This window comes from Poseidonibacter parvus, assembly GCF_001956695.1.
GTDB lineage: Bacteria > Campylobacterota > Campylobacteria > Campylobacterales > Arcobacteraceae > Poseidonibacter > Poseidonibacter parvus.
On record NZ_CP019070.1, the window covers coordinates 1,632,851 to 1,657,824 of the forward strand.

General features: G+C 27.5%; 28 protein-coding genes. 15 read left to right on the top strand and 13 right to left on the bottom strand.

Going from position 1 to position 24,974, the window contains the following annotated elements; genetic code table 11:
• Positions 1-2 precede the first annotated feature (2 nt).
• From LPB137_RS08145 to LPB137_RS08170, 6 genes are read right to left on the bottom strand one after another with little or no spacing between them, the layout of a single operon-like run.
• The gene (locus tag LPB137_RS08145; protein WP_076086861.1) at positions 3-1,142 is read right to left on the bottom strand and encodes a DegT/DnrJ/EryC1/StrS family aminotransferase; all 1,140 of its coding nucleotides are present in this window, start codon (positions 1,140-1,142) and stop codon (positions 3-5) included.
• A 3-nt stretch (positions 1,143-1,145) separates the two neighbouring features.
• A complete protein-coding gene (locus tag LPB137_RS08150) occupies positions 1,146-1,907 on the bottom strand; it encodes an NAD+ synthase (RefSeq protein WP_076086864.1) in 762 nt (253 codons plus the stop codon).
• 21 nt (positions 1,908-1,928) lie between these two features.
• The gene (locus LPB137_RS08155) at positions 1,929-2,144 is read right to left on the bottom strand and encodes a hypothetical protein (RefSeq protein ID WP_076086867.1); all 216 of its coding nucleotides are present in this window, start codon (positions 2,142-2,144) and stop codon (positions 1,929-1,931) included.
• 4 nt (positions 2,145-2,148) lie between these two features.
• Positions 2,149-2,379 carry a (2Fe-2S)-binding protein gene (locus tag LPB137_RS08160; protein WP_076086870.1) on the bottom strand — a complete coding sequence of 77 codons (231 nt, stop codon included), beginning with the start codon at positions 2,377-2,379 and terminating at the stop codon, positions 2,149-2,151.
• On the bottom strand, positions 2,372-2,611 hold the full coding sequence (locus LPB137_RS08165) for a (2Fe-2S)-binding protein (protein WP_076086872.1): 240 nt from the start codon (positions 2,609-2,611) through the stop codon (positions 2,372-2,374). Before LPB137_RS08165 ends, LPB137_RS08160 begins: the two co-directional genes overlap by 8 nt.
• Positions 2,611-3,366: a TerB family tellurite resistance protein gene (locus tag LPB137_RS08170; RefSeq protein WP_076086875.1), complete on the bottom strand. Its 756-nt coding sequence runs from the start codon at positions 3,364-3,366 to the stop codon at positions 2,611-2,613. The genes LPB137_RS08165 and LPB137_RS08170 overlap by 1 nt, the downstream gene beginning before the upstream one ends.
• A gap of 159 nt (positions 3,367-3,525) precedes the next feature.
• On the opposite strand from LPB137_RS08170, the gene LPB137_RS08175 reads away from it, so the two are divergent.
• The 5 genes from LPB137_RS08175 to nhaD all read left to right on the top strand — a co-directional run bounded on the left by LPB137_RS08175 (position 3,526) and on the right by nhaD (position 8,764).
• A complete protein-coding gene (locus tag LPB137_RS08175) occupies positions 3,526-5,244 on the top strand; it encodes a cation:proton antiporter domain-containing protein (RefSeq protein ID WP_076086878.1) in 1,719 nt (572 codons plus the stop codon).
• A gap of 107 nt (positions 5,245-5,351) precedes the next feature.
• Positions 5,352-5,735: a hypothetical protein gene (locus LPB137_RS08180; protein ID WP_076086881.1), complete on the top strand. Its 384-nt coding sequence runs from the start codon at positions 5,352-5,354 to the stop codon at positions 5,733-5,735.
• Positions 5,736-5,810: 75 nt separating this feature from the next.
• Complete coding sequence (locus tag LPB137_RS08185) at positions 5,811-6,236, top strand: MarR family winged helix-turn-helix transcriptional regulator (RefSeq protein WP_076086884.1); 426 nt, start codon at positions 5,811-5,813, stop codon at positions 6,234-6,236.
• Entirely contained in the window at positions 6,236-7,387 is a 1,152-nt protein-coding gene (locus tag LPB137_RS08190) for a multidrug effflux MFS transporter (RefSeq protein ID WP_076086887.1), read from the top strand. The genes LPB137_RS08185 and LPB137_RS08190 overlap by 1 nt, the downstream gene beginning before the upstream one ends.
• A 9-nt stretch (positions 7,388-7,396) precedes the next feature.
• Positions 7,397-8,764 (top strand): sodium:proton antiporter NhaD, encoded by a 1,368-nt coding sequence (gene nhaD, locus LPB137_RS08195; RefSeq protein WP_076086890.1) that lies wholly within the window; start codon positions 7,397-7,399, stop codon positions 8,762-8,764.
• Positions 8,765-8,804: 40 nt separating this feature from the next.
• Here the strand turns inward: nhaD and LPB137_RS08200 are convergent, their stop codons facing one another.
• The gene (locus tag LPB137_RS08200; RefSeq protein ID WP_076086893.1) at positions 8,805-9,668 is read right to left on the bottom strand and encodes an EF-hand domain-containing protein; all 864 of its coding nucleotides are present in this window, start codon (positions 9,666-9,668) and stop codon (positions 8,805-8,807) included.
• A 154-nt stretch (positions 9,669-9,822) separates the two neighbouring features.
• Between LPB137_RS08200 and tatB the strand changes: the two genes are divergently transcribed.
• From tatB to LPB137_RS08225, 5 genes are read left to right on the top strand one after another with little or no spacing between them, the layout of a single operon-like run.
• On the top strand, positions 9,823-10,269 hold the full coding sequence (gene tatB, locus LPB137_RS08205; protein WP_228144650.1) for a Sec-independent protein translocase protein TatB: 447 nt from the start codon (positions 9,823-9,825) through the stop codon (positions 10,267-10,269).
• Positions 10,269-11,048 carry a twin-arginine translocase subunit TatC gene (tatC, locus tag LPB137_RS08210; RefSeq protein WP_076086899.1) on the top strand — a complete coding sequence of 260 codons (780 nt, stop codon included), beginning with the start codon at positions 10,269-10,271 and terminating at the stop codon, positions 11,046-11,048. The genes tatB and tatC overlap by 1 nt, the downstream gene beginning before the upstream one ends.
• Positions 11,049-11,054: 6 nt before the next feature.
• Positions 11,055-12,077 carry a tRNA preQ1(34) S-adenosylmethionine ribosyltransferase-isomerase QueA gene (gene queA, locus LPB137_RS08215; protein WP_076086901.1) on the top strand — a complete coding sequence of 341 codons (1,023 nt, stop codon included), beginning with the start codon at positions 11,055-11,057 and terminating at the stop codon, positions 12,075-12,077.
• A gap of 13 nt (positions 12,078-12,090) precedes the next feature.
• Positions 12,091-12,843 (top strand): 3'-5' exonuclease, encoded by a 753-nt coding sequence (locus LPB137_RS08220; protein ID WP_076086904.1) that lies wholly within the window; start codon positions 12,091-12,093, stop codon positions 12,841-12,843.
• A gap of 59 nt (positions 12,844-12,902) precedes the next feature.
• Positions 12,903-14,240 (top strand): sodium-dependent transporter, encoded by a 1,338-nt coding sequence (locus tag LPB137_RS08225; protein WP_083657189.1) that lies wholly within the window; start codon positions 12,903-12,905, stop codon positions 14,238-14,240.
• A 44-nt stretch (positions 14,241-14,284) separates the two neighbouring features.
• Here LPB137_RS08225 and LPB137_RS08230 read toward each other — a convergent pair whose 3' ends face one another.
• The 3 genes from LPB137_RS08230 to LPB137_RS08240 form a co-directional block, all read right to left on the bottom strand.
• The gene (locus tag LPB137_RS08230; RefSeq protein ID WP_076086910.1) at positions 14,285-14,503 is read right to left on the bottom strand and encodes a cold-shock protein; all 219 of its coding nucleotides are present in this window, start codon (positions 14,501-14,503) and stop codon (positions 14,285-14,287) included.
• Positions 14,504-14,679: 176 nt separating this feature from the next.
• Positions 14,680-15,522, bottom strand: coding sequence for a 3'-5' exonuclease (locus tag LPB137_RS08235; RefSeq protein WP_076086913.1), 843 nt, complete (start codon positions 15,520-15,522; stop codon positions 14,680-14,682).
• 75 nt (positions 15,523-15,597) lie between these two features.
• Positions 15,598-16,356 (bottom strand): DUF4344 domain-containing metallopeptidase, encoded by a 759-nt coding sequence (locus tag LPB137_RS08240; protein ID WP_076086916.1) that lies wholly within the window; start codon positions 16,354-16,356, stop codon positions 15,598-15,600.
• A 284-nt stretch (positions 16,357-16,640) separates the two neighbouring features.
• Between LPB137_RS08240 and LPB137_RS14225 the strand changes: the two genes are divergently transcribed.
• Genes LPB137_RS14225 through LPB137_RS08250 form a run of 3 tightly spaced genes read left to right on the top strand, consistent with a single transcriptional unit; the run spans position 16,641 to position 20,258 of the window.
• On the top strand, positions 16,641-16,811 hold the full coding sequence (locus LPB137_RS14225) for a hypothetical protein (protein WP_156981733.1): 171 nt from the start codon (positions 16,641-16,643) through the stop codon (positions 16,809-16,811).
• A gap of 23 nt (positions 16,812-16,834) precedes the next feature.
• Positions 16,835-17,500 carry a leucyl/phenylalanyl-tRNA--protein transferase gene (gene aat / locus LPB137_RS08245; protein WP_076086919.1) on the top strand — a complete coding sequence of 222 codons (666 nt, stop codon included), beginning with the start codon at positions 16,835-16,837 and terminating at the stop codon, positions 17,498-17,500.
• Between the two features lies 1 nt (position 17,501).
• The gene (locus LPB137_RS08250; RefSeq protein WP_076086922.1) at positions 17,502-20,258 is read left to right on the top strand and encodes a PAS domain S-box protein; all 2,757 of its coding nucleotides are present in this window, start codon (positions 17,502-17,504) and stop codon (positions 20,256-20,258) included.
• A gap of 2 nt (positions 20,259-20,260) precedes the next feature.
• On the opposite strand, the gene LPB137_RS08255 is transcribed toward LPB137_RS08250, so the two are convergent.
• On the bottom strand, positions 20,261-20,887 hold the full coding sequence (locus tag LPB137_RS08255; RefSeq protein WP_076086925.1) for a SanA/YdcF family protein: 627 nt from the start codon (positions 20,885-20,887) through the stop codon (positions 20,261-20,263).
• A 3-nt stretch (positions 20,888-20,890) separates the two neighbouring features.
• Positions 20,891-21,841 carry a 23S rRNA (adenine(1618)-N(6))-methyltransferase RlmF gene (rlmF, locus tag LPB137_RS08260; RefSeq protein ID WP_076086928.1) on the bottom strand — a complete coding sequence of 317 codons (951 nt, stop codon included), beginning with the start codon at positions 21,839-21,841 and terminating at the stop codon, positions 20,891-20,893.
• 123 nt (positions 21,842-21,964) lie between these two features.
• Between rlmF and LPB137_RS08265 the strand changes: the two genes are divergently transcribed.
• Positions 21,965-22,450 (top strand): DUF2062 domain-containing protein, encoded by a 486-nt coding sequence (locus LPB137_RS08265; protein ID WP_076086931.1) that lies wholly within the window; start codon positions 21,965-21,967, stop codon positions 22,448-22,450.
• A gap of 2 nt (positions 22,451-22,452) precedes the next feature.
• On the opposite strand, the gene LPB137_RS08270 is transcribed toward LPB137_RS08265, so the two are convergent.
• Positions 22,453-24,156 (bottom strand): protein adenylyltransferase SelO family protein, encoded by a 1,704-nt coding sequence (locus tag LPB137_RS08270; protein ID WP_076086934.1) that lies wholly within the window; start codon positions 24,154-24,156, stop codon positions 22,453-22,455.
• Positions 24,157-24,309: 153 nt separating this feature from the next.
• Between LPB137_RS08270 and LPB137_RS08275 the strand changes: the two genes are divergently transcribed.
• The gene (locus LPB137_RS08275) at positions 24,310-24,909 is read left to right on the top strand and encodes a TIGR04211 family SH3 domain-containing protein (RefSeq protein ID WP_076086937.1); all 600 of its coding nucleotides are present in this window, start codon (positions 24,310-24,312) and stop codon (positions 24,907-24,909) included.
• The last annotated feature ends 65 nt before the right edge of the window (positions 24,910-24,974 follow it).

The window sequence follows — 24,974 nt, forward strand, 5'->3', positions numbered from 1 at the left end:
ATTTAAATCCATTCAGAAGCTACATCAATAACTTGGTCACAAACATAGTTAACTTCTTCATCTGTTAAACTTGCATATATTGGCAATGAAAGTATTTGCTGATAGTTATTTAAAGCATTTGAAAAGGCTGTAATTTTAATAGAATACTTTGTTTTATAATAAGATAGAAGATGTAAAGGAATATAATTAAGTCCAGTTGCAACTCCTCGCTCTTTTAAAGCTCTTGCAAAGGCATCTCTATTTCTTGAAACTTTTATAATTAGTTGTGTAAAAATATGTTCATCTTTGTAAGAAGGAATTGTAATATGTTTAACACCTGTTAATCTTTTTTCATAAAGTTTAGCTATTTCTTTTCTTCTCTTAATAAACTTTTCTGTCTTATTAAGTTGTGCTAAGGCATATGCTGCATCTAGTTCTGATAAGTCATATTTATGTCCAATATCAACAACATCATATACATAATCTAAGTTTCCATAGCTATCATAAGTAGTTGTTAGGGCATGAGTTCTTAAAAGTTTTGCTCTATTTGCTATATCTTCATTATTTGTAATAATCACACCAGATCTAGAAATCGCATATTTACTATTAGATGGATTAGTTGAAAAAATAGTCATATCTGCTCTTAAATTCCCTACTCTTTTTCCTTTATACATAACACCAAGTGCAGATCTACAGTCTTCTATTAATATAATTCCATATTTTTCTGCAATATCATAAATTCTATCTAAATCAGGAGTTTGACCACCAACAAAAGTGATAATTGCACCTCTTAGTTTTTTTGATTTATTTTCAGCTAAAGCTTTTTCAAACTTATCAACATCAATATTCATATCTTCCATGTTAATATCAATAAATATAGGCTCCGCATCAAAGTGTCTTACAACTTCTGGTAAATTTACAAAAGAGTTAACAGACATTAAAATCTTGTCACCTCTTTTTAGTTTTATTGCACTTAAAGCAAGGTGTATTGCTGAAGTTGATGTTGAAGTAGCAACAGCATACTTAGAGCCTATGAATTTTGTCATATTTTCTTCAAACTCTATAGCTTTTGATAAATCATCTTTTGATTCTAATACACTTCTTATTTGCGTTAATTCTTCATTATCCAAAGATGCTTTATAAATAGCAATATCTCTTTTCATTCCCTAGCTCCACTTAATATTTGCAATAGTCGGTAATTTACCTTTAAAAGCATTTGATTTTATTCTATATTCTAGCATATCAATTAGTTTTTCTTCAAAACCTAAAGATATTAATTCATTTTTGTCTTTATTTTCATCTACAAGTAATTTTAGTACTTCATCCATTTGAGCATAAGAATATCCAAGTTCATCTTCATCGCTTTGCCCCTCCCATAAATCAGCACTAGGAGCTTTTGTTACAATAGAATCAACAACACCTAAAACCTTTGCAAATTCAAACTCATCACTTTTATACATTTGACCAATAGGATTAATAGCACAAGCAGTATCTCCAAAAATTGTTCCATATCCTAATAATATTTCACTTTTATTTGAAGTTCCAACTACTAATGATTTTTCACGTGATGATACATCATATAATACTGACATTCTCATTCTTGCAGAAAAGTTACCAATTCTTAATTTATCTTCATCCATATTGTTAATAAAAGATTCCACCATAGGCGTAATTGAAATAATTTCGTATTTTATATCAAATTTTTCGCAAAGTTCAATTGCGTGATCGCTTGAACTTTGAGATGAAAACTGAGATGGCATTAACACACAGTTTAAGTTATCTCCAAAAGCTTCTTTACAAAGTATAGCAACAATAGCTGAATCTAGTCCACCTGATAATCCTACTGTAACTTTTTCTAAACCTGTTTTTTCTACTTCATCTTTTAAAAAATTTATTAATTGAGTTTTTACATTTTGCCAATTTATCATTTATAATCCTTTATATAATTATTATATCTCATCTTTTTTTGTTTTTTCATAAATTTCATCTAAATAACTTGATGTAATAGACGATATATTCTCTTTTCTACCATATAATTGTTTTATAATATCCACCAGCTCTTCTTCTTGAAAATATTCAAGATAGTTAGGATTTATATCAATTATCTCATTATCATTAACTTTCATTAATTCTTTTATTTCTGCTATTAATTCTTCTTTTACCAATTCTTTACTTCTTTACAAACTTATTTACTATTTCTTCTAAATAAAGTTCCATCTTTTTCTCACCTTTATCTAGCTTAGCATTTACACAAGATTTACAACACGTTCCTGCATCACTTAGCGCCCCTATTTCTTCAATACTTGAAGCATTTCTATCTTTTATTACATGTATAATTTCACCCAATGTTACATGTTTACAAGTACAAACTTCATATGAATGTTGAAACTTTCTAGCCATTTACTCTTTTTTCCTTTATCTCATTTAATATATCTTTACAATATATTTTCTTCTTCATTTTACCATTATCACCCTCTTTAAAAATACAATGACGACAATCAGTACCTGCAGTTGTTAAATCTTGTATATCTCTTAAAGTTGGGTTTTCTTTATCTTTTAACGCTACAACAATTTGATTGATTGTAACTCTCTTACAATTACATACTTCATAAGAATCATCAAAACCTAACATTAGAGTCCTCTATGTTTTTTGATTAGCTCATAAGCTTCGTTTATCTCTTGAAGTTTTTTTGTTGCTTCATCAATTATATTTTGAGATTCACCACGACCTGACATGATATCTGGATGATATTGCTTCACTAATTTTCTATAGTTTTTCTTTAAAACACCATCATCATCACTATTTTTTGATTCTAAAACTTCATATGCTTTTTCTAAAGATAAAGCTTTTGAGGTAGCTTGATTTGTGTAAAATGATTCAAAAGTACTTATCATATTTTCAAAATCATGAGTTTTGATTTTTAAAGCTTTTGCAATATCTTCAGTTATCATTCTTTCTGTATTAGAAAAATCTTTATCGATAAAAGCAAGGTTTAGTAAATACTCCATAATTTTAACACGTTTAGCATAATCAAATTTTGTAAGACTGTATAATCTTTGACAAATTTCTAGCGTATTATCAAAACTTTCTTTCTCTTTTTTATATAAGACCTTTAAATTTTCTCTTACTTCTTCATTATTTTCAAAATGGCTTGAAATATCATTGAAAGTATGTTTTAAAAGCTCAGCTTCTAATTCACAAACTTTTCCATCAGCTTTTGCAACTTTTGCCATTAGAGCAATTAATAATCCAGCTTCGTGGTTCATTAAATCACCATCAAAATTCTCTTTAATATTTAAATTTATATTTTGAAACTTTTCTGTTTTGTAATTTTTTGCAATTAAATATAATATAAAACCAACAATTAGTAATACTATAAACTTCATTATTTTCCTTAATCTTTTAAACTTGTTTTTATTTTTAATTATTTTATCAAAAAGTAGGTAAAACAATGAATAATCATAGTTTATTAAGATAAAAAATATTCTGTTTATTTGAAAAAAGTTATTGTTATTACGCTAAAATAACTCTTTATAAGGATATATATGACAAATGCTGATTTATTAAGTTCTACACTTTATCTTATTGTTGTTACTACTATATTAGTTACTATTTCAAAAAGATTAGGACTAGGAAGTATTTTAGGTTTATTAATTGCAGGAGTTATAGTTGGCCCTTATTCAGTAGGTCCAATTCTGACAAAAGAAGTAGAGTCAGTAAGACACATAGCTGAGTTTGGTGTAGTTTTACTATTATTTGTAATTGGTTTAGAAATGCAGCCTAAAAAACTTTGGAATATGAGAAAGGAGGTATTTGGATTAGGTAGTGCCCAAATTCTGTTTTCTGGTTTCTTTATATTTGCATATGCTATTTTTTACGCAAGTTCTTTAGAAGTTGCAATTTTAATTGGTTTAACTTTTGCCTTATCTTCAACAGCATTTGTAATGCAAATTTTGCAAGAAAAAGGTGAACTTTATTCACCAATGGGAAAAAGTAGTTTTTCAATTCTTTTAATGCAAGATTTAGCCGTTGTTCCTTTATTAGCCTTAGTTCCAATACTTGCAGAAACAGGAAACTTAACTGATGGTCATGCTATGTGGCAGCAAATTTTGATTGCAATTAGTTTGATTCTAATCTTATTAGCTTTTGGTAAATATGTTATTCCTGGACTTCTTGATTATTTAGCAGCAAATCAAAATAAAGAGGCATTCTTTTTTTCTGTAATTTTATCAGTAGTTTTTGCAGCATGGGCAATGGAATATGCAGGTTTATCAATGGCTTTAGGTGCATTTATTATGGGAATGGTTCTATCAAATTCAAAATATCACTATCAAATCCAAGCAAATGTAGAGCCATATAAAGGTCTTCTAATGACTCTGTTTTTTATTGCTGTGGGTATGTCAATTGATTTAAATGCAATGATGAAAGATCCTTTAATTTTAATTCAGCATCTAGTAGTAATTATGGGAATAAAAATTTTAGTACTTTTTCTAATCATGCTATTTATGGGATATACTCGTTCAACTGCAATTTCAGTATCATTCCTACTAGCACAAAGTGGAGAGTTTGGTTTTGTTCTATTTGGTGCAGCAAAAGCATTAGGTGTTATAAGTGATGAAATGTTTGTAGCAGCTGTTACTATAATATCTTTTAGTATGTTAGTTACTCCGCTTTTAGTAAAAGTTAGTGAGAAATTAAGCATTAAATTTGATAATACTCCAATAGAAATAAAATCTGCTTATGTTCCCCAAGAAGAGTGGAATGGTGTTTTTATAGCGGGTTATGGCCGAGGTGGAAGGCTTATAGCTTCAATGTTAAGTCATGCAAACATTCCTTTTATAGCTTTTGATATTGATACAAAAAGAATAGAACTAGGTCAAAAAGAAGGACGAGCTGTTTATTATGGTGAATTAAGTGATCTTGAATTTTTATCACATATAGGTCTTTCAAGAGCAAATGCTGTTATTGTAACTATTAATAATCATCATGCATCAGCTAAGATTGTTTCTCATATTAGAAATATCTCTCCTGGATTAAAAATATTTGCTCGATCAAAAAATATGAAAACTAGAGATTCCTTATTAACGCATGGAGCGTCTTGGGTAATGCCTGAAGCTTCAGAAGGAAGTTTAAGATTAGCAGAAGAGACTTTATTAGGTGTAGGTATGTTAAAAGAAGATGTTAATGATCTTTTAACTTTTTTTAGAAAAGATGATTATGAAACTATTCGTAAGCATTATAAAGGTATTGATACTGACGATTAATTATATGTAAAAAATAGTTTACTATACAACTGTATATTAAATAATCAAAAAACTTGATAAGTTCTTAACAATCTTGTTATACTAAGAGAAAGATAATAAGGATTAACATGGGATTATTTGATATAGGAATAAGAAAAGAGCTTACATTAGAAAAAAGTAAAGAAGAAGTTTTAGATTCTTTAAGAGAAAAGCTATCAATCACATCTGAACAGATACCTATTATTGAAAATGAAACTTTAATTCTAGATAATTTTAAAACTTCAATATTAAATTATAGTTTATCTATAAAACTTGATAAAACTAATAAGGGTTTTAAATTTATTATTGATGGAGAATTACAACAATTATACGTACTTATTTTAGTTGCCTTAATAATTCTAAGTATTCTTGTAACGTACGGTATTGGTGTTATTCTTATAGTTGGTTTTGCTTATTTACAAAAGCATTATGCTTCTAAATTCTTAGACTCATTATTAGAAGATATTACTTAAATATTATTCTCCTTTCATTTAATCTTTCCAAAAGGTTGTATATGCAATAGTTGCATATACAATTAAAGGATTAATATGAAAACTCAATTAAAAGATTCTATTGGATTTAAAGTAAATATAACTGCAAATTTATTCAATAATATATTTAATCAACAACTACAAACATACGATATTGCAATAGAACAAAGAGCTACTTTAGAAATTATTCAAGTAGAAAAAAATATCACTCAAACAAAAATCGCCCAAATACTAGGAAAAGATAAAACAACAATAAGTAGAACTCTTAAAACTTTAGAAAAAAAAGGTCTTATAAAAAAAGAAGCTTTAGATAAAAGAACATTTCTAATAAAATTAACAGAACAAGGATATGAAGTTTTAGAGAAAAGTTCACAAACAGTTCAGGCTTTTAGAGAAAAAATTGCTTCTAAATTTACACAAGATGAAATAAATGAATTATTTAAATCCTTAGATAAAGTTACTTTAGCTTTAAGTGAAGAATAATGAAAAAACCAATAAACCATGTATATTTAATCATTTTACTTTCAGTACTTTCATCAGTTGCACCAATGGGTATTGATACATATATTCCTTCAATTCCTGATATTGCAGCTGCCTTTCATGTTGGAATCGAAAAAATCGAACTAACATTATCAATTTTTTTAATTGGATTTTCAATTGGTCAAGTTTTTGGAGGACCAATTTCAGATAGATATGGAAGAAGAATCGGTTCAATCCTTGGACTTTTAGGATATTCATTCTTTAGTTTTCTAATTATTTTTACTACAAATATTTATGAATTATGGATATATAGATTTCTTGAAGCTTTCTTTGGAGGAATTGTAGTTGTAAATGCAGCTGCTTGCGTTAGAGATAGATTCAAAGGAGCCCAAGCTGCAAAAGTTTTTTCACTAATTGGTACAATTAGAAGTTTAGCTCCCCTACTTGCTCCTGCAATTGGTGCTTTTATTATACATTTCTTTGCATGGCAAGCTATATTTGTTTTCCTAACTATCTATTCACTTTTAGTGGCTTTATGGGTTTATAAAGATTTAGAAGAAAGTTATACATATACAAAACAAAACGTTCTTGAATCTTTTAAAATCGTATTAACACATAAAAAAGCAATGAAAGCAATGCTTACCCTTGCACTTGGATTTTCTGGTTTTTTCATATTTATTTCAAAGTCATCGTTTATTTTTATTGAGCATTTTGGAATATCAACAGATATGTTTCCTCTTTTCTTTGGCTTTAATTTTATAATTTTAATTGGAATGATTAGAATTAATGTTTTATTATTAAAAAACAATTCACAACTGTTTTTAATTAAATTTGCAATTATTATTCAAATTATTGCAGCAATTTTAATGATTTTAAATTATAAAGGAGAATCAATACTTTTAACAATGATATTAATGGCTAGTTACATGAGTATGATGGCTTTTATTTTTGGAAATTGTATGGCTTTAGCTTTAGAGCATTTTTCTAAAAATGCAGGAGTTGCATCTAGTGTTATTGGTGTTTTACAATTTGGTTTGGGTGCAATTATTTCATCAGTTGCTCTTTCTTTTCATAGCCAAACTTTTTTACCAATTGCAATTAGTGTTACTTTAATTTCTATTACATCATTTTTGATTATTAGAACTTATAAATAAGGATTTAATATGTTTAAATATTTAATTAGTTTTTCAATGTTTTCAATTACTTTGTTTGCAAATGAAAACCAAATACCAGATTTAACATCTACCTGGGTTGGCTTTGCAACTTTAATTATTTTTATAATTGGCTACTATTTTGTAGCTAATGAAGAAAAATATCATATGGATAAAGCCATCCCTGCACTTTTTATTGGTATTTTCTCATTTTTATTAATTGCAGTTTATTACTATTTCAATGGTCTTGATATTCATTTAGTTCATGATGAATCAGAAAAAGTGATTTTAGAAATTGCTGAAATATTTTTCTTTTTATTTGTAGCAATGACATATATCGAATGCTTATTACATATGCATGTTTTTGATGCTTTAAAATATAAATTAATTTCAAGAGGATATACATATAAAAAACTTTTTTGGTTAACAGGATTAATTGCATTTTTCCTTTCACCTATTGCTGATAACTTAACAACAGCTCTTATTTTATCAACTGTTTTAATTACTATAGAAAAAGAAAATAAAGAATTTTTAGTTCCAAGTGCCATTAATATAGTAGTTGCTGCAAATGCAGGAGGTGCTTGGTCACCATTTGGAGACATTACAACTTTAATGGCTTGGACAGCAGGAAAAGGTTCATTTTCAGATTTTATATTTTTATTTCCAGCTTCTATAATTGGGTATTTTATTACAGCATTTTTATTATCAAGATTTGTTCCAACATCTAAACCTGTTTTTGATTCATCAAAAGAAGAAAAACTACAAATGGCAATAGGTGCAAAAGTTGTAATATTTTTAGGTTTTATTACATTATTATCTGCTGTAATTTCTCACCAAATATTAGACTTTCCTGCAATGTGGGGAATGATGTTTGGATTAACATTATTAAAAATTTATTCGCACCTATTATCAATAAGATATGGAAGTGACCATCTAAATATTTTCAGAGCAATGTCAAAAATTGAAAATAATACACTAATGTTTTTCTTTGGTATTTTAGCAGCTGTTGGTGCATTATATTTTGTTGGTTGGCTTACTTTATTATCATCTGTTTATAATCCAAATGTTTTAGGCCCTACTTTATCAAATATAGGCGTTGGTTTTTTATCAGCAATTGTAGATAATGTTCCAGTTATGAGTGCTGTTTTAAAAGCAAATCCTGATATGAATACATCGCAATGGATGCTAGTTACTTTAACAGCAGGAATTGGTGGTTCATTAATTTCTTTTGGAAGTGCAGCAGGAGTTGGAGTAATGGGGAAATTAAAAGGTATATATACTTTTAGTGCTCATATGAAATTTGCTTGGACAATATTAATTGGGTATTTTGTTTCAATTGGAATATGGTATTTTCAGTTTATAGTTTTAAATATTAATTAGTAGATTTTAAAGAGTAATTATAACTAAGCAGCTACGCAGATTATGCGTAGCCAGATAGTGAACCTATATTTGTATTTTGTAAGTATATGTTAATATCACTATTATTGTTTTGATTATTAATTGCTTTTAATAAACCATCAAAACTTTTTGTATCAATTGCTGTGTCTTCACTTTCACTTCCAGCTTTTAACATATCCATTAAAATACCTAAGTTATCTAATGCTTTTTGTTGCTCTGATGTAACAGTTGTACTATCTTCTGAACTTGAACTATAAGCTTCTTGAAGTTCTTCTAAAGAAACAACTCCATCTTCATTTGTATCAAGTTCGTCAAATACTTCTTCAACTTCAGATGATGACATAGCACCACCTCCACCACCAGGCGCTGCACCACCTTGTGGACCAACACCTGCAAGAGTACCTACTTCTTGAGCATCAAAACCTGCTTCTTCCATGGCACTAGCAAGCTCTTCAGATGCTTCGATTCCAGCATCTTTTAAAGCTGCAACAATAGCTTGTGCATCACTTTGTGTTAAATTATCTGCATCATAATCAGCTAAAACAGAAGAAATGATTTCTTCTGGTGAAGAAGAATTACTTTCACTTCCTGATGGTGCTTCAAAACCAAAAGATGCAAGTATAGATTGAAAATCTTCTGGTGAAGGCATTTCCCCAGAAAATTCAGACATTGCCGTATCAATAGCAGTAGTTAATTCAGATTGACTTACTAATCCATTTGAATTAGAATCATATGACGAAAAGATATTATCACTAACACCTAATTCTTCTATACTTAAAGAAGAATCATCATCAGAATCTTTTTTTGATATCATTTGACTTGAAATAGAAGTAGAAGTTGGTTGAACAAAGTTTGCCATTATTCCTAAGTTTGTTGTATCTATCATTTTATGTCCTTTTATAAAAAAATTGTATCATCTCAAAGTAAACATAAAGTAAACATTTATAAATTATTGATATTAATTAATATTTTTGTTCAAATTAGGTAAAATCTCAATCTTAAATATAAACTGGAGTTATACAATGTTTGGAATGGGCTTTATGGAAATCTTTTTAATTGCAATAGTTGCAATTATTGCACTTGGACCTGACAAGTTACCTACTGCGATGGTAGAAGTAGCTAAGTTTTTAAAAAAATTCAAATCTGGTGTTGAAGATGCAAAATCTACATTAGATAATGAGCTAAATATTACAGAATTAAAAGATGAAGCTAATAAATTCAAAGCTCAAATACAAGATACAAAAATGTCTATGACTAGTAGTTCAAAAGTTGACCTAGGCCTTGATGATATTATGAAAGATGATTTAAACTCTGAAAAAGTAGAAAAACCTAAAACAGAAAAAGTATCTATGAAAAAAGAGAAGAAAAAGAAATCTCAAAAAATAGAAAAACCTGTAGAAACTCAAAAAGATACAAAAGCTGAAGAAAAACCAGCAAATAAATTTAAAGTAAATTTTGATGACAAAAAGAAAGAGGAAAAAGCTTAATGTTTGATGATTTAAAACCACATATTGCAGACTTACGAAAAAGACTAATGATATCAGGATTATCACTTTTAGTGATGTTCTTTGCTTGTTTCTTTTTTTATGAACCAATCTTAACATGGATGATGGTTCCAGTTGAAGCAGTACTACCACCTAATTCACAAATGGTTGCCGTTGAAATTCAAGAGACATTCTTTACAGCTTTAAAAGTTGCATTTTTCTCTGGATTCATACTATCACTACCTGTTATTTTTTGGCAATTATGGTTGTTTTTAGCACCTGGATTATACGATCATGAGAAAAAGTTAGTATTTCCATTTGTATTCTTTGCAACACTGATGTTTTTAATGGGTTCTTCTTTTGCATACTATGTAGTTGTACCTTATGGTTTTGAATTCCTAGTAAACTTTGGTTCTGCTGTTGTTACAATCTTACCAAGTATTGGTAAATATGTAGGATTCTTTACAAAACTATTATTTGGTTTTGGAGTTGCTTTTGAATTACCTGTAATTACATTTTTCCTTGCAAAAATTGGTTTAGTTGATGATAGAATGCTAAAAGACTTCTTTAAATATGCAGTCGTTTTAATCTTTATATTAGCATCACTTTTAACTCCACCTGATGTATTAACACAGTTCTTAATGGCTGGTCCTTTAATAATTCTTTATGGAGTATCTATTTATATTGCAAAAGTTTTCAATCCAGCAGCAGTTGATGAAGAAGATGACTTTGAAGACGAAGATGATTATGAAGAAGATGAAATAGAAGAAGAGAGAAAATAAATTTTAATGCTAGACCCTTTAAAAACTTCAAGCTATGATTATTCTTTACCAAAAGAGCTCATAGCTTCAAAACCCGTTCATCCAGCAGACAGTGCAAAGCTTTTAGTTTATAATACAAAAACAAACACAATTACACATAGTACTTTTAAAAACTTAATGGATTTTTTACCTGATGATATATCTGTATTTTTAAATGATACAAAAGTAATTAAAGCCAGAATATTTGGGAAAAAGCCTTCAGGTGGGAAAGTTGAGTTACTTTTAAATAAACCATTATTCATGGATAGATATTTAGTAATGATTAGAGGAAAAGTTCATGTTGGAATTGAACTAGAATTTGATGAGAACTTAAAAGTAAAAGTATTAGAAATAAATGAAGATGGTACAAGAGTAGTAGAATTTTATAAAGATAAAGAAAAACTAGATTTCTTAACACTTGTAGAAACACTAAATAAAATTGGTCATCTTCCACTTCCTCATTATATGAATAGAGAAGACAATGAAGAAGACAATACAAATTATCAAACACTCTTTGCTAAAAACTATGGAGCAGTAGCAGCACCTACTGCATCATTACACTTTACAGAAGATTTATTAGAAAAGATAAACGATAAATTTGATGTAAACTACCTAACACTTCATGTAGGAGCTGGAACTTTTAAACCAGTCGATGCAGATGACATTTTAGATCATCCTATGCATAGTGAATATTTTGAAATTGGACGTGAAGCTAAGCAATCACTTGATAATGCAAAAAAAGTTTTAGCAGTTGGTACAACCGTTACTAGAACAATAGAATATTATGCTAGAAAAAATATGATTAGTGGAGAGTGTGATTTATTTTTGAATCCTGCTAATAAACCTATAAAAGTTGATCATTTACTTACAAATTTTCATCTTCCAAAGTCAACATTAATAATGCTAATAGCATCATTCGTTGGTTTAGAAAAAACACTAGAAATTTATGAAGAAGCTGTAAGAGAAAAATATCGATTTTTCTCTTATGGTGATGGCATGTTAATTATATAAAGAGGATTAAATTATGGCACATTACGTACTATTTGATACAGAAACAACAGGAAATAAAGAAGAAGATAGAGTTATTCAATTTGGAGCAATGATACTTGACCAAACAGGAAAAGTTGAAGCTTATAATGACTTTTGTTCAACTAATATTGATATTAAAGTAGAAGCAATGGAAGTTCATAATATAACTCCTGATTTACTAATTGGAAAACCAGAAGCAACACAAACTACTTTCTATAAAAGATTAGAAGAGTTAAATACAAATGAAAACTATATAATAGCTCATAATATAGCTTTTGATATGGGTATGATTAAAAAAGAAGGTTTCGTAAATCAATATAAACAAATTGATACACTAAGATGTGCAAAACACTTATACCCTGAACTTCCTTACCATAGATTACAATACTTAAGATATGCTCTTGAATTATACAAAACAGAAGAGCAAGAAGCAGCTAAACATAATATTGTGATAAAAGCTCACGATGCAATTGGAGATGTTTTAGTTATGAAACTATTTTTATCAAAATTAGTTGGTAAATGTAGAGAAATTTATCCTGACTATAATCCAATGGAAAAACTAGTTGAACTTACATCAACACCTGTATTTATCAAAACTTTTAAATTTGGTAAACATAAAGGTAAAGATATAGCTGAAGTTGCAAAAGAGGACTCAGGTTATTTAAATTGGATGAGAACAAACATGGACTTAGACGAAGATTTAAAATATACACTTGATAAAGTTTTAGGATCTGATAACAACTATTAGATAATTATTCATATAAGTTTCATAAAAATTACACTACAATTACAATAAAAGGTAAGATAGTGAATAAATTTACAAGAGTTGGTTTTATACTTACAGCAGCAGGTTCTGCTGTAGGACTTGGTAATATATGGAAATTTCCTTATGTAACTGGTGAGTATGGTGGAGGCGCTTTTGTAATAGTTTATTTACTAGCTATTTTATTTATTGGGTTGGTTGTATTTCTAGCTGAAGCAGTAATAGGACAAAATGCACAAGCAAATGTTGCAACATCTTTTGTTCAAACGTCAAAATCTAAAAATGAAAAATGGAAATTTGCTGGAATCATAATATTTTCTGGTTTAATTATTCTTTCTTTTTATTCAGTTGTATTAGGCTGGATTCTAAACTATGTATTCACATCATTCTCAAGCCTTCCAAGTGATGCTAAAACAGCAGGAGAAGCTTTTGAAACATTAATCTCAAAAGATATAGCATTACAGCTTTTTTATCATACTTTAATAGCAGGAAGTGTTATTTTTATAGTACTTAAAGGTATAAAAAATGGTATTGAAAAAGTAAACCTAATACTAATGCCATTATTAGGATTGATTTTATTTGGTCTATTACTATATTCGTTTACCCTTGATAGTTTTTCTACTGCATTAAAATTTATGTTTACACCTGATTTTTCTAAGATTAATGAAGATGCTCTTTTAGCAGCTTTAGGACAAGCATTCTTTACTTTATCACTTGGTGTTGGTACTATTATGACTTACTCAGCTTCTTTAGATAAAAATGCTAACTTTGTAAAATCATCTATAATGGTAGCTATTATAGATACAACAATTGCTATTATTGCAGGACTTATAATTTTTTCTTTTCTATTTGAAGCAGGAGCAAAAAGTGCAGATGGTCCAGGACTTGTATTCATTTCATTACCTGTAATTTTCTCTGGATGGGGAATATTAGGTCAAGTTATTGCAATCTCATTTTTCCTAGCCTTGGTGTTTGCAGGAATTACATCTGCTGTTTCCATGATTGAACCTTCGTTAATGTATTTTGTTGAAAGATTTAATATGACTAGAAAAAAGGCAACTATTCTTTGTGGTGGCGTTTTTTATGGATTAGGAATAATTGCCCTACTTTCTATGTCTACAAAATATGGTGCAGATTTAACATTTTTTGGAAAAAATGCATTTGATTTAATGGACTTTATTACTTCATCTATTATGATGCCAATTGCAGCAATTGTAACTTGTCTGTTCTTAGGATATTTTGTTGATAAACAATTACTTGAAGAAAAGTTCTTAAAACATACATCAAAAAATTTGTTTAATATTTGGTATGTATTAGTTAAATATATTGTGCCATTTGTGATATTGTTATTATTGTTAAATAAATTAGGAATTTTAAAATAGAAGAAAATCAGTAAGTAGAATTATATCTACTTACTGAAGAAGGGTTACAGAATTGTAACGTTTTGAGCTTGAGGACCTTTTTGACCTTCACCAATTTCGAAAGACACTTTTTGTCCTTCTTCAAGAGAAACTCTACCATAACCAGGGTTATTGATTTGTCTGAAGTGAACGAATACGTCATCTCCACCAGTCTCTTGTTGGATGAATCCAAAACCTTTTTCACTATTGAACCATTTTACAGTTCCGTTAACTTGATCTGCCATTGCAAATTTCCTTTTTATGTAAATACACTCTATTTCTAAAGTGGTTGAAAATATAAAGTAAATACTTTTCTATGTTTCAGTTAACACAAGTATAGCAAAAAATCTTAAAAATAACAACAAATCTTAAAATTTTTTGTACACAAGTTTGAGAGATTGGGAGTTTTAGTAATTAAGTACTAAAACTCTCTTAATAACTTTTCGTAATAATTATGATTGTATTTTTCTTGGAACCAAGTAGGTAAAATTTCTACTAAAAAAGGATAATCAATTAACATACTACAAAAAACATCATAAACACAAGATGCATCTTCACTTGCATATCTTATTTGAGTATCTGTTAATTTATTGTTTTCCCAATTTGATCTTGATACTCTTTTTGATTTTTGTAAGTTCTCATTTAAAAACAAAAGTACACTTTTCTTAGCACCAATATCATTTGGGTATGACATTTTAGCTTTAAATAATGAACCAAAATCAATACAACACTTAGGTCTTATTTTAAACTCTGTGTATAAAGCTGATGTATCACCATTTAATCCAATTCCAACTTTTATAATATTTCTATTTGTTAATATGTTTAATAGTGGTTTAATATTTCTTATTAAATGAACTTGAAACAAATAACAATCTTTATCATCACACATTTGAATAATTGCAATTTTACTAGGTGGAACACCTTTTTCAAAAATAGGTTTTTGTTCTGTATCAAATCCCAATATTTTTGAATTTTCTAGTTTTAAAACTGCATCATTTAAATCTTTTTCAGTTTTAATAATATGAACTTTTTTATTTTTTAATGAATAAGAAGGAAGTGTTTCATCTGTAAATTTATTTATATTGTCAAGTTTTGATATGAAATTGATAAGCTTATAAGTTTTGTCATCTAAAGAGTTTACAACATCACTAAACGCATTTGCAACAGCTTTTTCTAGTTCTTGACCAGTTTTATTTCCACAAATCTTTTTAATTAGATCAATTCTATTTTTATTTATAAAGGACTCAGATATATCTGTTTTCAAAAAAATTCTCCAGGAAATATGTTTTAATTAACGAATAATATCTAAAAGTTCATGAATTATACGTTTTACTCAAGTTTATTTTAAATGCTTTTTCAAAATAATAAACCAATTATTTACATTTTTTATATAATCTTCAATACATAAATCTTTTCTTTCTTGTGTATAATTTAATTCATCTAAAAACTTATTATACTTTTTTGGATAGCTTCCATAGGCATAACACAAAGAATCATAGAACCTTTGTATATCTAAACTATGTTCATCTATAAAGTCATCATTTTCTAATTTATGATTATTGCTATAAAGTTTGAAAATATCTGCAGAACTTAAAAGTATATCATCACCATTTTTAAAAAGTTCTATTAACATCACAGCAGCAAAACTATCTGCAATATTCTCTTCATTCCCAACAATAGGAAGATTATAGATGTCTATGAAGGCATGAGCAAGTTCATGTAATATAGTTTGAATCAATACATCAATACTTGCATTTTCAATGCTAATACCAGTTTTATTATATTGTACTTTTTTAAAAGTGTTAAAAGTATTTGTATAAAAAGAGTATGGAATTAATATTTTATTTGTATGATTTTCATATAAAGGACCACCATTAGAGCCAATTTCAATAAGAACTGTTTTTTCAAGTTTAAACTTATTGTTTAAAGTTGCAATAAAAGTATCAAGAAAAAAAGAATTTTCAAGTTGCTTTTTTATTTTTTCTTCATTAAAGGTATTTCCTTTTAAAAATTCTATTTTTATTTTATCTTTTGCACATAAAGTGGTTACTATAAATAGAGAAAAAATTATACTAAAAATTACTTTTTTATAAAACATTTATTGATTTCTTTTTTAAAAAATTAAACATAAAAAAAGGGAGTCAACATTTGTTAAACTCCCTTTATTTAATATCTTAGTTAAATAAAACATTTATTTAACCTATCACTACATAGTGATTTAAATTATTATATTAGTTTGTAACAATACTAAAAATGTGAAACCTTCGTCATTTGCACCTCCGTATTATTTGGTTACCAGTATTATAACATCTTTTTAAATTAAAACTAACTTAAATTTAGCAACATTTATATAAAATAAACTAAATTTTACAAAGGATTACTATGTTTTTAAAGAATTTAAAGAATATATTTAAAAAAGAGAAAACTTTTGAGTGTATTATCTGGGATGGAAAAACAATGAAATATCAAGATTTGACAAAAAAACAAATTGATGAAATATCGAATAATCCAGAATATAAAGATTGGACTGTTACATTAAAAGACGAATGTTAAATTAATTAAGATAAAATAATATTATGGAATTATTAGATGCAGATGAAAAAGTATACCTTTTAGAAGAGAATGATTTTAGTTTCCCAAGCTTAGATATGATGAATAATGATTTAGTTGCAATTGGTGGAGACTTTCATCCTCAAAGATTAATCAATGCATATCAAAACGGATTATTTCCTTGGTTTATTGATGAGAACAATTATATACATTGGTATAGTCCAAATAAAAGAATGATTCTTTATCCAGAAGAGTTTAAAGTATCAAAAAGTTTAAATAAAAGTATCAAAAATAAAGGCTTTGTTATAAAATCAAATGAAAATTTTGATGAAATAATAAAAAATTGTGCAAATATAAAAAGAAAACATGAAGATGAAACATGGATTAGTGATGAATTTATACAAGCCTATTCAAAACTTTTTGATTTAGGTTACGTATTTTCAATTGAGTGTTACTTAGATGATGAACTAGTTGGTGGATTATATGGTCTTCTGATAAATAATATTTTCTGTGGTGAAAGTATGTTTTCAAAAGTAAACGATGCATCAAAGGTAGCTTTTTATCATTTATGTAATCAAGCAAAAGCTAATGGAATAAAAATGATTGACTGTCAAGTATACAATGAACATCTAGCGTCATTAGGTGCTAAAGAAATTAATAGAGAAGAGTATTTTAAAATACTAAAGGTTTAAAATGAAAACTAAACATGACATCCAACAGCTTCATAATTTTATTGAACTTATATCAGATTTAGCTTTTGTAAAAAATTTTAAAGGTCAATTTACACATATAAATGAAGCTTTTGTAGAATTAGTAGGTAAAAAAAGAGAAGATATCTATTTAAAAACTGACTTTGATTTATTTCCTAAAGAGGAAGCATTAAAGTTTAAAAAAGTTGATGATGAAATATTTAAAAGTAAAAAATCAAATAATAGTATAGAAGAACAATTAATACATTATAATGGAACTATTTCATATTTTAATACTTCAAAACAAGTTCTTTATGATTTAGAAGAAAATGAAATAGGACTATTTTGTGTAGCAAAAAATATAACTATTAGAAAAGAATATGAAATAATATATCGAGATAATCAACTTTTATTAGAATACATTGCAATGCAAAATAAACTAAAACCAATTTTAGACAAAATTGTACTTTTAGCTGAACAAAGAAATATAAACAGTATGTGTTCTATTCTTTTATTAGATAAAGAAAAAAAACATTTATTAAATTGTTCAGCACCTAGTTTACCAATATTTTATACTAACGCTATAAATGGAGTAGAAATAGGTGAAAAAGTTGGTTCTTGTGGAAGTGCTGCTTTTAAAAAGAAAAGAGTTATAGTAGAAAATATTAATACTCATGAAAACTGGAAAGATTATTTAGAATTAACAAACAAAGCAAATTTACATTCATGTTGGTCTCAACCTATTATTTCATCAAACAATGAAGTTTTAGGAACATTTGCTATTTATAATACAACTCCAAAAGCACCCTCTTCATTTGAACTAAAATTAATTTCTGCTTATTCTAATCTTGCAGCTATAGCAATTGAAAAAGATAACAATTATAGAACAATTTTAGAAAATGAGTATCAATTATCACTACTTTTTAATAATACTCATAGTGGTTTAATCTATGTAAATGAAAAGAATGAAATACAAAAAGCCAATCAACGTTTTATTGATATATTTGGCTATGAAACAGTTGAAGAGATAAAAGGTTTAAATGACACTAGTTTTTATCTACCAAATATTACATATGAAAATATAAAAGAAAAATTAAATGGTGAATATCAATTCAAGAAAAAAGATGGAACCAGTATATGGTGCGAGTTTTCAGGAAAGCTTCTAAATAAAGAAATTTCAAGTGATTTATCTAAAGGTGTATTGTGGACAATAAATGATATATCATCACGTAAAGTAATTGAAGAAGAATTAAAACAAAGTGAGTATTTTAATAAAAACATATTAGAAACTATCCCTAATATGCTTTGGTTAAAAGATATGAATGGTTTCTATATAACATGTAATCGCCAGTTTGAGAAATTTTACAATATAAAAAAAGAAAAAATTATTGGTAAAACAGATTATGACTTTGAAAAAAAAGAAATCGCTAAAGAACTTAGGAATTTTGATAAGTTAACTATAAAATCTTCATCAACATTGACAAAAGAGCAATGGCTAACTTCTTTTGATAATAAAAGAATATTATCAGAGATAACAAAAAGAGCAATTACAGACAAAGAAGGAAATATTATAGGAGTTCTTGGTATTTCACATGATATAACAAAAAGATATGAAGCTTTTGAAAAAGTAGAAAATCTAAATAAGCTTGCCGAGTCTTTAACAAAATTCCAATCCTCATTACTTTCATTATTTGATAAAGGTGATGCAATACTTTTTAAATGGAAAAATAATAAAAATTATGATGCTGAATATATTTCTTCAAGTGTTAAAAAACTTTTGGGCTATGAAAAAGAAGAATTTTTATCAAAAAAACTAAACTATGGAAACTTCATACATAAAGATGATTATGATGTCGCTTTAAAAGAATTAAAAGGAGCTATTGAGAATAAATTAGATTATTTCAAACATGAACCATATAGAATAGTAGATAAAGATAATAATATCAAATGGATTCTAGATTATACCGTTTTTGAGAAAGATTCAAAAAATAATATTACACATTTTATTGGATATATTACGGATATTACAGAACAATTAAAGCAACAAGAAATAATATTTGAGCAATCAAAACTTGTTTCTATGGGAGAAATGATTGGAAATATTGCACATCAATGGAGACAGCCTTTATCTGTTATTTCAACAATATCAACAGCTTGTAAACTTGAAAAAGAACTTGATATTTTAGAAGAAGATGATTTTATAAATAAGATGGAAGTAATAAATACAAATGCCCAATATCTTTCACAAACAATTGATGATTTCAGAGATTTTATAAAAGCAGACCGAGAATTAAATGACTTTATCTTATCAAATGCAATTAAAAGTTTTTTAAATTTGGCTAATACTAATATTGTCAATCATGACATAAATATAGTTTTAGATTTAGATGATGATATTATTTTAAAAAATTATCAAAATGATATGATTCAAGCATTTATTAATATAATAAATAATTCTATAGATGCTTTTGAAAATACAAGTAATAAGGAAAAGTTTTTCTTTATTAAAACATCAAAAATAAATAATAAAACCATTATAAAACTTAAAGATAATGCAGGTGGAATTGATATAAATTTATTAGATAAAGTTTTTGAGCCATACACAACAAATAAACATAAAAGTCAAGGAACAGGTCTTGGATTGAATATTACTTATAATTTCATTGTTATAGGAATGAAAGGTGAGATCAGCGTAGAAAACTTAACATATTCGTACAAAGGTGAAAACTATAAGGGTTGTGAATTTACAATAACTTTATAAAGCTATTTTCGATAATTAACTTTTATTTTTTTACCCAAAACTTTAGGCTTGGTATTTAAAACATGAATATCTAGAAAAGCTTTTACTTGTGCTAAAGCTTCTCTATCTATCATCTTTTGAGCAGCCTTAGTACCTTTTATATCTTTTGCAGCAAAACCAATAGCCTTTTGACCTTTTTCATGTGCAATATAAAGTGCCCTATTTAAATGAAACTTTTGAGATACAATAATATAATCATCTAAACTAAATACCTCTTTTGCACGTACTATTGAATCAAAAGTTCTATGTCCATGAAAGTCTCTTGTGATATATTTAGACGGAACTCCTAGTTTTATTAGATCTTTATACATTGAAGTTACTTCATCATAATAAGCACTTTTATCTCCTGAAACAACAATTGCATTTACTTTTTTTGCTTTCCATAATTGTACTGCTGCACGAATTCTGTAGGTATAAAAATAGTTTTGTTTTCCTTTTGATATATATTTTGCAGTTCCTAAAACTAAGGCAGCTTTTTTAGCTGGAACTTTTTTAATATCAGTATAAATATCATTATTTTCTTCTTCAACACAAAATACAGATGAAGAAAATAAAATAATAAATAAAAGTAGCTTGATTGTAAAATTCATCTATTATTTACTCCAAGTATTTGCCCAATTTTCTTGTTCTTGTTTTGAAAGAAAAGTCCAAATTACAATTCTTGATATCTTTTGACCATGTTGCATTTCAATTGTGTCATACTCTTCTGGTTTAATTTTGTCCAATTCATCGTAGATAAAAGGAAGATTATCTTTCTTTGAAACAATAGTTGTAAACCAAAAGCAGTTTTTAGAGTATTTTTTACTCTGTTTTATCATAGCTTTTACAAAAGCAACCTCTCCACCTTTACACCAAAGTTCATTGTTTTTGCCACCAAAATTTAAAGAAGCTTTTTCAACTACTTTTTTTGTAAGGTTTTGAACTTTTCTTTTACTACCTATTTCGGCATCTTTTTGTGACTTATGAAAAGGAGGATTACATAAAGTAAAATCAAACCTATCATCTTCTTTTATAACACCTGTGAAAATACTGTCATGATTTAATTGCAATCGACATTCAATATTTCCTTTTAAAGAAGCATTTGAATTTATAATGTTTTCACTAGAATCAATAGATTCTTTTTCAATATCACTTCCTACAAAAGACCAATCATAAACACTATTTCCAATAATAGGATAAATACAATTTGCACCAATTCCAATATCTAAGCCTTTGATATTAGACCCTTTTGGAATTTCATTATCATTATATTGGGCTAATAAATCAGCGATATAGTGTAAATAGTCAGCACGTCCAGGAATTGGAGGACAAAGATAACCACTTGGAATTGACCAAGATTTAATATTGTAAAAATGAGCTAAAAGAGCTTTATTTAAAACTAATACTGCATCTGCATTTGCAAAATCTATTGAAAGTTCATCATATTTGTTTTCAAATACATAATCGCCAAGTTTTGGTAAACTTTTTATAAGTTTAGGAAAATCGTATCTTTTATTGTGTGGATTTCTTGGGTGTAAACCCTTTTTATGTTTTTTATGAGCCATATTATTTTATCTTAGTGTATAGTTTTTTTGTATTATACTGTCATATTACTAATTTTGAGTAAATTTACTGTTTATCTAATATGAATTAGGTACAATAATAAATATTTATAAAAAAGAGAAACTGTGCCGAGAGCGAAATTAAGAAAAATTTTACCTTCACATGAAAAAATAAAAGAACAAAAAATACTAAGAATTTTTGGTGAGCTATTAAATAAAAGAGAAATTTGGAGTCTTTCAAGAAAAAAGATTCTAGGTGGAGTTTTTATAGGAATTTTCGTAGCTTTCATACCAATGCCTTTTCAAATGGTATTAGTAGCTTTTTTAGCAATTTTATTTAAAGTGAACTTTCCAATTACTTTACCTTTAGTTTGGATTACAAATCCATTAACAATGCCTTTTATTTATTATGCTGAATATGAAATAGGAAATTTTATTTTAAATGTAAAAGACCCTATTAAATTCAGCTTTGAAACAATGGAACAAAATATAGGAGAAATTGCCCTATCCTTATATGTAGGTACTGCTTTTCTTTCTATAGTTTGTTCTTTTGGAGCTGTATTTATCTTAAATCTTTTGTGGATTCGAGATGTTAAAAGAAAAAGAAAATAGTTTTAAGAAGAACAACTAACGTGAGAAACTCCCGCTAAATCAAATAGTTCTAAAGGTTTTAATCTATAGTATTTTTCTTCTATTTCTTTACTTTGTTCTTCATATGGTTTTGTCATAACTTCTTGTAATTCTTCTATTAAAGTATAATCTTCAACTTTTGCATTTTCATAAGCAGGTACTAAAAACCACTCTCTTAAAATATATTTTGGGTTTATTAATTTCATTTGTTTCGATAATTCTTCTTTTGTAATACTTGTATCAATTTGTAAATTCCATTTTTCAAGCCAATAAATCCATGCTTTTTCTATTTTTTCATCACTAGTAATATCACCATAAAAACTTTTCTTTAAAACTTCTATATCTTTAGGTATTGATGAAAGCTCACGGAAGAAAATAGTATAATCAACCGAAGTTTGAACAATCAATGTTAGAAGCTCATGAAATAGTTCTTCATCAAAAATCACAAGTCCAAGTTTAGAAATCCACATCTTTTGCATTTCTTCTTCCATAATTTTTGAAAAACCATTTTTAATATCATTTAAAACATTTAAATGATTTTCATGCGATACTAGTAAAGGCTGTAAAGCATTACAAAATGAATTAAAATTACGTTCTGCCGCTAAGGTTTGATTGAAGAAAGCAAAATGTTCTCCTCCACCTGTCCAAGGCTGATAGTTTGGATCAAATAAATCACAAAATCCAAAAGGTCCATAATCTAAAGTAAAACCACCGGCTGTACAATTATCACTATTAAAATTACCTTGACAGTATCCAACACGAATCCAATTTGCTATAAGAGCAGTTAATCTCTTACGAAACTCCAAAGCTAGTAAAACTATTTTTTCTTCTAAATCTAAGCTTTCATCTATATCATTACTATATTCACGTTCAATTAGATGTAAAACTATTTTTTCTAACTCTTCTTTTGCTTTTTCGTGTTCATTTTTTCTTGTTCTTCTTGCAAAAAGTTCAATTTGCCCAACTCTTAAAAATGACGAAGCAACTCTTGTTGTAATTGCAACATCTTCATTTATCATTCTATCTGGGTCTTTTGAATATGAACCTTTAGAAAACCAAGGACGACTAACTTGTTCTACTTTAGAAGTATACAAACTTAAAGACCTTGAAGTTGGGATTCCAAGTTCATTCATATGCTCTTGTGCTAAAAACTCACGAATACTTGAACGTAAAACTGCTCTTCCATCTGCACCTCTACAATACGGCGTTCTTCCTCCACCTTTTAGTTGCATTTCCCAACGCTTATCATTTATAAGCGCTTCAAGAACAGAAACAGCTCTTCCATCTCCATATCCATTACCTGTTCCAAAAGGACATTGTTGATAGTATTCTGTTCCAAAAATTGAAAGTGCGTAACCTGTTGCCCACCCTACTTTGCTCATTGGTTTTGGAACATTTGAAGTATCACCTGAGAACATTTTCATAAAATCATCAGATTTAGCAAGCCGATCATCAAAACCTAACTCTTTAAAAAAGTTTTTACTATGTGCTATATATTTTGGTTTTGGTATAGGTGTTGGGTTTACAGTTACATAGTGTCCAGAAAACACTTGTCTTGGTTCATGGTCAACACCATCTTCTCTAGCTTCTTCATTTTTATTTAATTTATTCATAAACGAATAATCTGCAAATTTTGCTAAATCATTCAGCGTTTTTACTCTTATACTATTTTTTTCATTTTTATTCATATTTTTTCCTTAGAAGCCCTAGCATCTATAATTATTCTGATTTTATCATAAAATGATTACTATTGTTTAAAAGTACTAAGGATTATAACAATTTAATAAGTTATAATTAGACCAAAATAATTATTAAAAACATTTACATAAAGGATATACTAAATGATTCATAAAAAAATTTCTCTTACTTTAGCAATACTAACACTGAGTACATCGGCATTTGCAGCAAACTATGTTTCAAATGACTTATTTACATATTCACATTCAGGTCCAGGAAGCAAATATAAAATTGTGGGTACAGTTAACGCAGGTCAAAAGATTACAATATTAAGTAGAAGTGCAGGTTTTACACAAATTAGAGACCAAAAAGGTCGAACAGTTTGGATTAACTCAAAATATGTTTCTAATCAACCAGGTTTAAAAAAACAACTCGAAACACTAAATATCAAACATTCAAAACTAGTTGATAAATTAAGTACTTATGAAGAAGAAGCGAATAAAAACAAAGCAAATCTAGAAAAAGATTTAACTTCAAATATCAATCAAGTTCAAGAATTACAAAAAACAAATGAAGCACTTAATAAAAGATTAAATGATGTAGAAGAAGAAAACAAATCTTTAAATGATTTACTAGATAATGAAAAAACTGATTTATTAATGAAATGGTTCTCTTACGGTGGAATGGTAGCTGGTTTAGGTTTATTATTAGGATTAGTACTTCCTTCTTTAATTCCAAGTAGAAAAAAGAAATCACGTTTCTAACACTTTAATCTTATTTTATTTTATACCTCTTTACTAAATTAAGTTTTTATGGTAGGATTTTCTTA

Bases quoted from the DNA above. Each gene is read 5' to 3' on its own strand.
- LPB137_RS08145 (WP_076086861.1), bottom strand. From the start codon at position 1,142: ATGAAAAGAGATATTGCTATTTATAAAGCATCTTTGGATAATGAAGAA.
- rlmF (WP_076086928.1), bottom strand. From the start codon at position 21,841: ATGGCTCATAAAAAACATAAAAAGGGTTTACACCCAAGAAATCCACAC.
- LPB137_RS08160 (WP_076086870.1), bottom strand. From the start codon at position 2,379: ATGGCTAGAAAGTTTCAACATTCATATGAAGTTTGTACTTGTAAACAT.
- LPB137_RS08165 (WP_076086872.1), bottom strand. From the start codon at position 2,611: ATGTTAGGTTTTGATGATTCTTATGAAGTATGTAATTGTAAGAGAGTT.
- tatB (WP_228144650.1), top strand. From the start codon at position 9,823: ATGGAAATCTTTTTAATTGCAATAGTTGCAATTATTGCACTTGGACCT.
- LPB137_RS08175 (WP_076086878.1), top strand. From the start codon at position 3,526: ATGACAAATGCTGATTTATTAAGTTCTACACTTTATCTTATTGTTGTT.
- LPB137_RS08150 (WP_076086864.1), bottom strand. From the start codon at position 1,907: ATGATAAATTGGCAAAATGTAAAAACTCAATTAATAAATTTTTTAAAA.
- LPB137_RS14225 (WP_156981733.1), top strand. From the start codon at position 16,641: ATGTTTTTAAAGAATTTAAAGAATATATTTAAAAAAGAGAAAACTTTT.
- LPB137_RS08190 (WP_076086887.1), top strand. From the start codon at position 6,236: ATGAAAAAACCAATAAACCATGTATATTTAATCATTTTACTTTCAGTA.
- LPB137_RS08220 (WP_076086904.1), top strand. From the start codon at position 12,091: ATGGCACATTACGTACTATTTGATACAGAAACAACAGGAAATAAAGAA.
- LPB137_RS08250 (WP_076086922.1), top strand. From the start codon at position 17,502: ATGAAAACTAAACATGACATCCAACAGCTTCATAATTTTATTGAACTT.
- LPB137_RS08180 (WP_076086881.1), top strand. From the start codon at position 5,352: ATGGGATTATTTGATATAGGAATAAGAAAAGAGCTTACATTAGAAAAA.
- LPB137_RS08185 (WP_076086884.1), top strand. From the start codon at position 5,811: ATGAAAACTCAATTAAAAGATTCTATTGGATTTAAAGTAAATATAACT.
- LPB137_RS08170 (WP_076086875.1), bottom strand. From the start codon at position 3,366: ATGAAGTTTATAGTATTACTAATTGTTGGTTTTATATTATATTTAATT.
- LPB137_RS08255 (WP_076086925.1), bottom strand. From the start codon at position 20,887: ATGAATTTTACAATCAAGCTACTTTTATTTATTATTTTATTTTCTTCA.
- LPB137_RS08230 (WP_076086910.1), bottom strand. From the start codon at position 14,503: ATGGCAGATCAAGTTAACGGAACTGTAAAATGGTTCAATAGTGAAAAA.
- LPB137_RS08275 (WP_076086937.1), top strand. From the start codon at position 24,310: ATGATTCATAAAAAAATTTCTCTTACTTTAGCAATACTAACACTGAGT.
- LPB137_RS08270 (WP_076086934.1), bottom strand. From the start codon at position 24,156: ATGAATAAAAATGAAAAAAATAGTATAAGAGTAAAAACGCTGAATGAT.
- LPB137_RS08200 (WP_076086893.1), bottom strand. From the start codon at position 9,668: ATGATAGATACAACAAACTTAGGAATAATGGCAAACTTTGTTCAACCA.
- nhaD (WP_076086890.1), top strand. From the start codon at position 7,397: ATGTTTAAATATTTAATTAGTTTTTCAATGTTTTCAATTACTTTGTTT.
- queA (WP_076086901.1), top strand. From the start codon at position 11,055: ATGCTAGACCCTTTAAAAACTTCAAGCTATGATTATTCTTTACCAAAA.
- aat (WP_076086919.1), top strand. From the start codon at position 16,835: ATGGAATTATTAGATGCAGATGAAAAAGTATACCTTTTAGAAGAGAAT.
- tatC (WP_076086899.1), top strand. From the start codon at position 10,269: ATGTTTGATGATTTAAAACCACATATTGCAGACTTACGAAAAAGACTA.
- LPB137_RS08240 (WP_076086916.1), bottom strand. From the start codon at position 16,356: ATGTTTTATAAAAAAGTAATTTTTAGTATAATTTTTTCTCTATTTATA.